Origin of the sequence: Rhodococcus sp. IEGM 1305 (assembly GCF_030058635.1) — a bacterium.
Taxonomy (GTDB): domain Bacteria; phylum Actinomycetota; class Actinomycetes; order Mycobacteriales; family Mycobacteriaceae; genus Rhodococcus_F; species Rhodococcus_F opacus_D.
Genome location: NZ_JASHKX010000019.1, coordinates 120473 through 129885, shown reverse-complemented (window position 1 = coordinate 129885; position 9413 = coordinate 120473). Strand labels below are relative to the sequence as shown.

Below are 9413 nucleotides of genomic sequence, written 5' to 3'. Positions count from 1 at the left end.
TCCTCGACCTGCTCCTTGAGGAACCACTGCATGAACTGCTCGCCGAGGTAGTCGCCCTCCTCGCGGGCGGTGCTGGCCAGCTGCACGATCTGCTCGGTGACCGTCTGCTCCTGCGTCAGGGCGAGGGCGATCGGCTCGCGTGCGTTCTCGAACTGGCCCTTCGCCGCGTCGACACCCGACAGTTCCACGGAGATGTCGCGGTCGAGGAAGTACTGGACGATCATCATGGCGTGGTTGCGCTCTTCGACGGCCTGCTTGTAGAAGTGCTTGGCCAACTGCGGCAGGTCCGCATTGTCGAAATAGACGGCAGTCGCGATGTACTGGTGTGACGCGTTGAATTCGTTGCGAATCTGGTCGTGGAGCAGAGCGTGGAATTTCGTCTTGTGCGCGTCAGTCGAAGTCATGAAATGGATAATATCGCTGGTCAGACCGGGTGTCATCCAAGTTGAACCTAATTTTGGGAAGCTTGCCCAAACTAAAGTCAACCTAATTTCGGGACCATTCTGATGTCATTTTCCTAACCTCAGCTGGCGGCGGATCCCCGACGGGAACGAGGCAAACCACGTCGGCGGGGCCTCGCCCGTGTATAAAATTCACAGCGTTCTGACGGCGCGGCCCGGAGGGGCAGACACATGGTGAGTCGATCCGGTGCGTGGCTAGCGTTGATTCTCGGTGCCCTTTTCCTGGGGGCGGCGATTCCGGCCCCGGCGCAGGCCGAACCGTTGTATCCGTGGCCGGATCCCGACCCGTTCTATCTCGCTCCGGCCGACCTCGGGGTCCTTCGTCCCGGCGACGTCGTGCGGACGCGGCGAATCGACACCTGGATGTACGCGAACTCGGACGGGTGGCAGATCGCGTTCCGGTCGACGAACTCGACGGGACATCCGATCCTGGCCGTCACCACGGTTCTGCTTCCTCGCGGTGTTGCGAATCCTCCGCTCGTGTCGTATCAGGCGATCGTGAATTCGCTCGGAACCAAGTGCGCCCCGTCGCGGTCGTTGTTCAATCTGGAACTGCAGGAGTCGCCGGGCCTGTATCTGGGCCTGCAACGCGGCTGGGCGGTCTCGGTGCCCGACCATCTCGGCCCGACCGGCGCCTACGGTGCCGCGAAACTCGGCGGCATGATCACCCTCGACAGTGTCCGGGCGGTGCAGCGGGTGGCCGAACTGGGGTTGTCGCACAGCCCGGTGGCGCTGGCCGGGTATTCGGGTGGGGGAATGGCCAGCGCGTGGGCCGCGGCGCTGGCCCCGAGTTATGCGCCGGAGCTGAAACTCGACGCGGTGGTGGCGGGTGGGATTCCCGCGGACCTCGAGCAGATGGCCCAGGGCCTGGGATTCAATCCGCACCCGGGGTTCGGGCTCGCGTTCGCTGCCGCGATCGGCTTGGAAAGGGAATACCCGGAACAGCTACCGATTTCGTCGCAGCTGAACGCGACCGGACTGTGGCTGCGCGAGTGGATGTCGAACGAATGCCGCCGGTTCCTCCTGTTTCACGGCGCCTTCCGCAGCGCCGGACAGCTGGCCGCATCGACCAGCCTCATGGCGAGTTCGGGCGCGCATCAGGTGCTGCGCGACAACAGTCTGCGGTACTTCGAAGGTGTCCCGACCGCACCCCTCTACCTGTGGCACGGCACCCTCGACGGGCTGACACCGTTCGATTCGATTGCCGAGACCGCGCACCGCTACTGCGCCGCCGGTGCCAGACTGACGTTCGTCCCGTACGAGATATCCGAGCACATGACGACGGCAGTGGTGGGCTTTCCGGACGCGTACGAATACGTGGCCGCGCGGTTCCGCGGCGAACCGGCGCCCACCCGATGCTGACCCGACAGGGTCAGACGCCGCCGCCCGCCCTCTTCGGCGCACCCGGCCGGATCGGTGAGTTCCCGCTCATCTCGCGGGCGATGAAATCCTCGATGTCGAACAGGTTGTCGCCGGCACGCTCGACGATGGTGAGCAGGGTGTGCATGCTCGCGACCTCCTCGACCTGTTCCTCCAGGAACCACTGGATGAACCGCTCGCCGAGGTAGTCGCCGGTGTCGCGGGCCGTTCGGGCGAGCTTCGTGATCTGTTCCGTGACGACGCGTTCCCGTTCCACCGCCAGAGCGACGGGGGCGCGCACCGAATCGAAATCGGTGACCACGTCGTCGATGCCGGGGACGGTCACTTCGAGGTTGTTATCGATCAGGTACTGGATCATCATCAGCGCGTGGCCGCGCTCCTCGGCGGCCTGCGAATAGAACCGGCGAGCCAGTTGCGGCAGATCGTGCGAGTCGAAATAGACGGCCACCGCGATGTACTGCTGGGACGCGGTGAACTCGTTGCGGATCTGCTGCAGCAGGAGGGCGTGGAACTCGGTGGGGGTCTTCGTCGCCGATTGAGACATGAGTGTCAGTTTACGGGCGTCGGTCACGGTCCGGTGGTGACCAGTTCGGCCGGGACCTGACGGTCGTTCGCCAGCGCGTCGAAGAACTGCGACGCCCGGTCGTGATCCCAGAGCAGCACGTTCCCGGCACCGTCGACGTCCTCGAAACCGCCCACGGGGACGGTGGTGGTGACCATGTCGCCGCGTACCGCCCAGGCGAGTGCGGCGAGGTGCCAGATGTGGTCGCTCTCGTCGACACGCAGCGATGCGGCGGTGTCGGTGACGAGCGGCCAGACGCGGAACGGGTTGAGCCACGTCGCGGGACTGGTGGCCTTCGACATCAACGCCGCCATGAACATCCGCTGATGGTTCATCCGGTCGATGTCGGCGAGCGCGGTCGCGCGGCTGCGGACGAAGCCGAGGGCCTGCGCCCCCGTCAGTTCCTGGCAGCCGGGTGCGAGGTTGATCCCCGCGAGCGGATCGTCGATGGCGGTGTCCAGGCACATGTCGACGCCGCCGATCGCGTCGACGATCCCGGCGAACCCACCGAATCCGATCTCGGCGTAGTGGTCGATGTGCAGACCGGAGGCCTCCTCGACCGTCTGGGTCAGCAGTTGCGGACCGCCGAACGCGAACGACGCGTTGATCTTGTCCTCGCCGTAGCCGGGGATCGATACGTACGAGTCGCGCGGGATGCTCACCATCGTCGCCGGGCCGCCGCCGTTGGGGACGTGCACCACGATGATGGTGTCGGTGCGGTCGGGGCCGCTGTTGCCGCCGGTCGACAACTCCTGTTCCTGCTCGGGGGTCAGCCCGGTGCGGCTGTCCGAACCGACGAGCAGCCAGTTCGTGCCGGGGGTGTCGTCGATCCGGCCGGGGTAGTCGGCCACGGCGTCGATCCGGTTCAGCGAACTGTCGAGGTAGTACGTCATGCCCGCGAGCGCCAGGACCAGCACCAGGAACAGGATGCCGATGCGCCGGCCCCAGTTCCGCGTGCGCTTGGGACGTCGCTGCCCCGGGGGCTCCGGGGTCCGCGGCGGTGCGAGCGGCGGCGGCGGTGGTGGCGTGCGAGGGGGACGCCGGTCGGGCACCCGAGGCGGCGGTGGCGGCGCGTCGCGGTACGGCTGCGGCGTCTGGGTGGGCGCGTAGCCGCGCGGACCCTGCGGCGGCGCCGACCGGGACAACTGCGGTTCGGGGGCCTGCGACCACGCCTGCTGGGGCGGCGGCGGGGCGCCCCGACCGTCGCGGCGGATCACCTGGGTGCCCTCCGGCGGCGGCGCCGGGGGGCCCTGCCGGGGAGCGGGGTGGCGCGGGCGGGGCGCAGGAGGTCCCTGTTGCGGGGGACCTTGCGGTGGCACCCGCCGCGTCTGCGGAGGAATCCGCTGGTCAGGCGGCGGCATTCGGCGGTTCGGGGGCGGCGGCACCTGCTGCCCGCCCTGCGTCCGCCGGGGCGGACGGGGCGGCAGCGGAGGATAGGGGGCGTCGCCGGTCACCCACGCGACTTTACTGGTCCCGCCGGATTACGGAATCCAGCCGACGTGCCCGCGCAGGGCGGCGTAGCCGACGAACGCGACCGAATCGATGGTGGCGTGGGCGATCACGAGAGGCCACAACCGTCCAGTCTTCTGCCAGTACCGGCCGAACACCAGACCCATGGCGACGTTTCCCAGCCCGCCACCGAAACCCTGGTAGAGGTGGTACGTCCCGCGGAGCACCGCCGACGCGAGCAGCGACGAGTTCTCGCTCCACCCGAGTTGCCGCAGTCGGGTGATCAGATATGCGACGACGAGCACTTCCTCCGCGCCGGAGTTCGCGATCGCCCACAGGATCAGGGCCGGCAGCCGCCACCAGTGATCCCCGATCGTGCTGGGCACGACGGTGAGGTTGGCGCCGATTGCGCGGGCCAGCAGGTAGAAGCCGAGCCCGGGCAGACCGATCAGTGCGGCGAGCCCGACGCCCTGCGTCGCGTCGGGACGCCACCGGGGCCGGCCGAGCCCGACGGCGCGCGGGCCGAGGCCGCTGCGCCACAGGAGGTACAGACCCAGCGCACCCCAGGCGAGAAGTTTCACGACGCCGAGCAATTGCCGGGCGACGTCGATGATCTGGTTCTCCGCGCGGGAGACATTGAGGGCGACGGCCTGATCGGCGAGGTTGCCCGGGGTCAGCAGCGATTCGGACAGCGACAGGAGCCCCGACAGTCCGCTCGTCCCGAACGTGACGAGCAGGACGATCGTGATCTCGATCCACAGGGCCCGCCGCTCACTCCCGGTGGCCGGCGGAGCGGCCGGTTCGGGTGAGGCGGGCCGTATCCAGGAGGCGAGCGTTGCACGCGAGATCACGCGGCACACGCTAGCGCGCGCCGAACCGGAATGCCGATCAGCCGCGCGCGCGGAGTCCGTTCACGAACGGGCATCCCACCAGCAGCCGGATCGCCCTGCTCAGCGCGACGGCGTCGTCGACCGGCGCGGAGAACGGCATCCAGATGTCGCGGTCGCCGTGATCGTTCTCGACGCGCAGTCGCAGTCCGTACCGGTCGATGCCCAGCGGGCGGACGCGTCCGCGTCGCATGTGGGGCGGCAGTTTGCGGGACAGCATGTCGATGAGGTCTCGGTGGTCCTCGTCGAGGTGCTGGAGCCAGGCGGTCTCCATTTCCCAGAACGGGTCGGGCCGGGCGGCGAGCAGGTCGTCGAGGGCGACGGGTTCGGCGCCACTGGAATCGGCGACCACCGCCGATTCGAGGCGGAGTTGCAGCAGCGTCGCATCGTGCCCGACGTCGAGAAGTCCGGGGTGCGGGTACTCGGAGGCCACCTCGTCGGCCAGCGTCCGGGTGTGTGCCTCGCAGAGCGCGTGGAGGTTGCCGCGCAGCCAGACGAGTGACCGCACGGGCTCACGCAGCGCGAGTGGTGAGTTGTCGGTCAGCTCGAGCACAGCGGGGATCCCGCCGCCACCGGCGAGCCAGGACAGCGTGGCGGCCGCCGATTCGGTGGGCACGGCGACCACGACGTCGCCCCCGGACCGCAGGTGGTGTACCGACGTGACGGTCGGTGCGCTGCCTTCGACGGCGAGTACCGCGTCCTGGGTCCGTGCGCACGAGCTACGCACACGCTCGGCGGTGGACGGACCGGTGGTCGTGACGGGCATGGAGCCTCCTTCAGGTTCCGCGATACTGAGGTAACCCTAACCTAATGTGGGCCGGTCGGCGATGGCAAGACCCCGAGACGAATCCGGTCCACGAGGTGGGCATTACGGTGGGGAGGTGGCTATACCTCTCTCCCTCGGTGTCCCGCGCTCCCGTGGACCGCAGTCGTTGCTCGCCGAACTTCTCAGCGGATCCCAGGACACCGGCCCGGCCGCAGGCGGCGCGCTCGGACCGCGGGTGGTCCCGGCGTCCGCACTGCTCGACGCCGCCGGGACCGACGCCGGCCGCATCATCGTGGGTCTCGACGTCGACCCCGCCGTTCTCCGCACCAGCGAGCAGGCCTCCTACGAGGCGGTCCGGTTCCACCTCGACTGCCCCGCGGGCCAGCTCGGCGACGCGGTCGCGCTCCGGCTGCCGTCTCCGCTCGCGGTGTTCTTCACCGCCGACGGCAGCGACGACCCCGGTCTCGCCGAGACGGCGCAGCAACTCGCGGACGCCGGCCGCATCCCGGGCCTCGCGAGCGGGCGCGGCATCGGCGAGGTCGCCGACTTCCTGGCCGTCCTCGCGCATGCGGACGTCGGGTATGTGGCGAGGGCACGCGGCACGGCCGAGGTGCTCGCGCTCCTGTCCGGGACGGTCGCGTCCCTTCGCGGCGACGATGTGCGGGCGGCGCTCGCGGCACCGGATCCGACGAGGCTCACCTCTCTGATCCCCGAGGCCGCGGAGGCCGTCCGCGAGGTCCTGCTGGGGGTCGAGGTACACGACCCGGCGCTCGTCGCCCGTGAGCTGGCGGACGCGGGTCTGCGGTAAAACATTCACCGCCAATGCGCCGGTCCGTCAACGCTCGGTGCGTAATCTCGTAGGCGTGCCAAAGATCGCGTATTTCGGACCCTCGGGAACCTTCACGGAGATGGCGCTTGCCCAGCTCGAGGCCGCGGGTGCCTTCGACGGCCCGGTCGAGCGGGTAGCCGCGACGAGTCCGCCCGCCAGCCTGGCCAAGGTGCGCGACGGCGTCGTCGACGGCGCCGTCGTTCCCATCGAGAGCTCCGTGGAGGGGGCAGTGGTGCCCACCCTCGACTCGCTCGCGCTGGGCGACCGCCTGCAGATCGTGGCCGAGACCGAGCTCGACGTGGCGTTCACGATCCTCGGCGGGGCCGGCATCGAGCGGCTCGATCAGGTGCGCACCGTGCGGGCGTACCCGGTGGCGGCCGGCCAGGTGCGAATCTGGCTGGAGGAGAACTGCCCCGGCGCCGAACTCCAGACGGCGTCCTCCAACGCAGGCGCCGCCGAGGACGTGGCGAACGGCCTCGCCGACGCCGCCGTGTCCACCGCCCTCGCCGGCGAACGGCTCGGGCTGCGCAGCCTCGCCGACGGGGTGGCGGACGAGAAGAGCGCCCGCACCCGGTTCGTTCTCGTCACCGCGCCGACCCAGGTGCCCGCACGCACCGGCGGCGACCGCACCTCGGCCGTGCTCGAACCCCACAACACCCCCGGCTCCCTCGTCGGTGTGCTCTCCGAGTTCGCGACCCGCGGAATCGATCTCATCCGGATCGAATCGCGCCCGGTGCGCACCACCCCCGGCTTGTACCGCTTCTTCGTCGACTGCATCGGGCACATCGACGACCCGCTCGTCGCCGAGGCGTTCCGTGCGCTGCACCGCAAGTCGCACGTGCGGTTCCTCGGGTCCTGGCCCGCGGCGAACCCCAGCGGCCCGCCGCCGCCGTCCGACGGAGACGCAGCGGACTGGATCGAACGAATCCGTCAGGGAGAGAGGGAATCGTGAGCGGCAAGCTGATCCTGGTCCGGCACGGGCAGACCGAGGCCAACGTCGAGCGCAGGCTCGACACCCGGCTGCCCGGTGCCCGGCTGACACCCGAAGGGCTCTCCCAGGCCGAACGACTGGGCACCGACCTCGCCGCGAAGGCGACGACGGTCGCCCTCGTGTCCTCGCAGGCACTGCGCGCCCGGCAGACGGCGCGATTCGTCGAACTGGCGTCGGGCATCGCCGTCCAGGTGCGGGAGGGCCTGCACGAGGCACAGGCCGGTGAACTCGAGGACCGCAGCGACGAGGAGTCGCACAAGCTGTTCATGAAGACGTTCCACCTGTGGCACACCGGCGAACTGGACGCCCGCGTCCCCGGCGGGGAATCCGCCCACGACATCCTCGAACGGTATGTGCCGGTCGTGGACTCCCTGCGTGAGCAATACCTCGACGACCCGGCGGAATCGGGAGACGTCGTGCTGGTCAGCCACGGCGCCGCCATCCGGCTCGTGGCAGCGCAACTCGCCGGAGTGCCCGGGTTGTTCGCCGCCAACAATCATCTGGCCAACACGCAGTCGGTGGAGCTGACACCACTCGCGGGCGGCGGCTGGGAGTGCGTGCGCTGGGGAACCGTCGAGCCACCGTTCGAACACCGGGTGATCCCCGGCGCCGACGACCCGATGGGGTGACGTCGTTGCGCGCACCCTGGGGTTGCGCGACGATGGAGGAAACCGTCCTCGAGGAGTGACGGCGGTGGATTGGTTCGTTGGCGATGACTATTCGCTCGGTCGGCTGCTCGTCACCGAGGGGCTCGCCGCGATCTATCTCGTCGCGTTCGTGGCTGCGAGAAACCAGTTCAGGCCGCTCGTCGGCAGCAACGGGATGCTGCCCATCCCGAACTTCCTCCACGCCGTCACATTCGGACGTTCACCGAGCATCTTCCATTTCCACTACTCGGACCGATTCTTCGAGGCGGTCTGCTGGACCGGCGCCGGACTGTCCCTCGCCGCGCTGCTCGGTCTGACGCAGGTCATCCCGCTCGCGGCGTGCATGTTCGTGTGGTTCGCCCTGTGGGTGCTGTACCTCTCGATCGTCAACGTCTCCCAGATCTGGTACAGCTTCGGCTGGGAGTCGTTGCTGCTCGAAGCGGGTTTCCTCGCGATCTTCCTGGGCAATGCGTCGGTCGGTCCGCCGATTCTCGTGCTGCTCGTGCTGAGGTGGTTGCTGTTCCGCCTCGAGTTCGGCGCCGGGCTGATCAAGATGCGCGGCGACCGATGCTGGAAGGACCTCACCTGCCTGTACTACCACCACGAAACCCAGCCGATGCCCGGACCGTTCAGCTGGTATTTCCACCAGCTGCCGAAGCCGCTGCACAAGGTGGAGGTGCTCGGCAACCACTTCGCCCAGTTGGTGGTGCCGTTCGGGCTGTTCGCGCCGCAACCGGTCGCCGCCGTCGCCGCGACGATCATGATCGTCACCCAGCTGTGGCTGGTGGCGAGCGGTAACTTCTCGTGGCTGAACTGGACGACCATCGTGCTGGGACTGTCCGTCATCCCGGACAGCGTGTACGAGAAGGTGCTGCCCGTCGACGTCCCGGCCGCCGGCGACTCGGCGCCGATGCCCTTCGTCGTGCTGGTGATCGCGGTGACGGCTCTCGTCGTCGTGTTGAGCTACTGGCCGATCCGCAACTTGATCTCCCACGGGCAGCGCATGAATGCGTCATTCAACAAGTGGCATTTCGTCAACACGTACGGCGCGTTCGGAAGCATCACCCGGGTGCGTTACGAGGTGATCGTGGAGGGCACGTCGGACACACACGCCAGTGTGCGTTCCGAGTGGAAGGAGTACGGGTTCAAGGGGAAACCGGGAGACGTTCGCCGGCGGCCGCGGCAGTTCGCGCCGTATCACCTTCGGCTCGACTGGTTGTTCTGGTTCACGGCGATCTCGCCCGGCTACGCCGAACCGTGGTTCCGGGGTTTCGTCGAGAGGCTGCTGCGGAACGATCGCGACACCCTGAAGCTGTTGCAGTACAACCCGTTCCCGGAGGAACCGCCGAAACACGTGCGTGCGCGCATGTACCGGTACGAATTCACCACCTGGAAGGAGCGCCGCGAGACCGGCGCGTGGTGGAAGCGGCAACCGGTGTAG

General features: G+C 68.6%; 10 protein-coding genes. 5 read left to right on the top strand and 5 right to left on the bottom strand.

The window, feature by feature from the left end:
• The coding region (locus tag QM693_RS23965; RefSeq protein ID WP_283353609.1) for a ferritin at positions 1–404 on the bottom strand (404 nt) is incomplete at its 3' end.
• A gap of 228 nt (positions 405–632) precedes the next feature.
• Between QM693_RS23965 and QM693_RS23960 the strand changes: the two genes are divergently transcribed.
• Positions 633–1823 carry a lipase family protein gene (locus QM693_RS23960; RefSeq protein ID WP_283332620.1) on the top strand — a complete coding sequence of 397 codons (1191 nt, stop codon included), beginning with the start codon at positions 633–635 and terminating at the stop codon, positions 1821–1823.
• Positions 1824–1833: 10 nt separating this feature from the next.
• Here the strand turns inward: QM693_RS23960 and QM693_RS23955 are convergent, their stop codons facing one another.
• The 4 genes from QM693_RS23955 to QM693_RS23940 form a co-directional block, all read right to left on the bottom strand.
• On the bottom strand, positions 1834–2385 hold the full coding sequence (locus QM693_RS23955; protein WP_280781899.1) for a ferritin: 552 nt from the start codon (positions 2383–2385) through the stop codon (positions 1834–1836).
• Between the two features lie 23 nt (positions 2386–2408).
• On the bottom strand, positions 2409–3620 hold the full coding sequence (locus QM693_RS23950) for an LCP family protein (RefSeq protein ID WP_283353612.1): 1212 nt from the start codon (positions 3618–3620) through the stop codon (positions 2409–2411).
• A gap of 264 nt (positions 3621–3884) precedes the next feature.
• Positions 3885–4703 carry a CPBP family intramembrane glutamic endopeptidase gene (locus QM693_RS23945; RefSeq protein ID WP_283332622.1) on the bottom strand — a complete coding sequence of 273 codons (819 nt, stop codon included), beginning with the start codon at positions 4701–4703 and terminating at the stop codon, positions 3885–3887.
• A gap of 37 nt (positions 4704–4740) precedes the next feature.
• Positions 4741–5505, bottom strand: a complete 765-nt coding sequence (locus QM693_RS23940) for a DUF2470 domain-containing protein (protein ID WP_283353608.1) — start codon at positions 5503–5505, stop codon at positions 4741–4743.
• Between the two features lie 115 nt (positions 5506–5620).
• Here QM693_RS23940 and QM693_RS23935 point away from each other — a divergent pair, with 115 nt between their 5' ends.
• From QM693_RS23935 to QM693_RS23920, 4 genes are read left to right on the top strand one after another with little or no spacing between them, the layout of a single operon-like run.
• Positions 5621–6313 carry a hypothetical protein gene (locus tag QM693_RS23935; protein ID WP_283353607.1) on the top strand — a complete coding sequence of 231 codons (693 nt, stop codon included), beginning with the start codon at positions 5621–5623 and terminating at the stop codon, positions 6311–6313.
• A 55-nt stretch (positions 6314–6368) separates the two neighbouring features.
• A complete protein-coding gene (gene pheA, locus QM693_RS23930; RefSeq protein ID WP_105414044.1) occupies positions 6369–7286 on the top strand; it encodes a prephenate dehydratase in 918 nt (305 codons plus the stop codon).
• The gene (locus tag QM693_RS23925; RefSeq protein WP_009477110.1) at positions 7283–7954 is read left to right on the top strand and encodes a histidine phosphatase family protein; all 672 of its coding nucleotides are present in this window, start codon (positions 7283–7285) and stop codon (positions 7952–7954) included. Before pheA ends, QM693_RS23925 begins: the two co-directional genes overlap by 4 nt.
• A gap of 55 nt (positions 7955–8009) precedes the next feature.
• Positions 8010–9413, top strand: a complete 1404-nt coding sequence (locus QM693_RS23920) for a lipase maturation factor family protein (protein WP_280781895.1) — start codon at positions 8010–8012, stop codon at positions 9411–9413.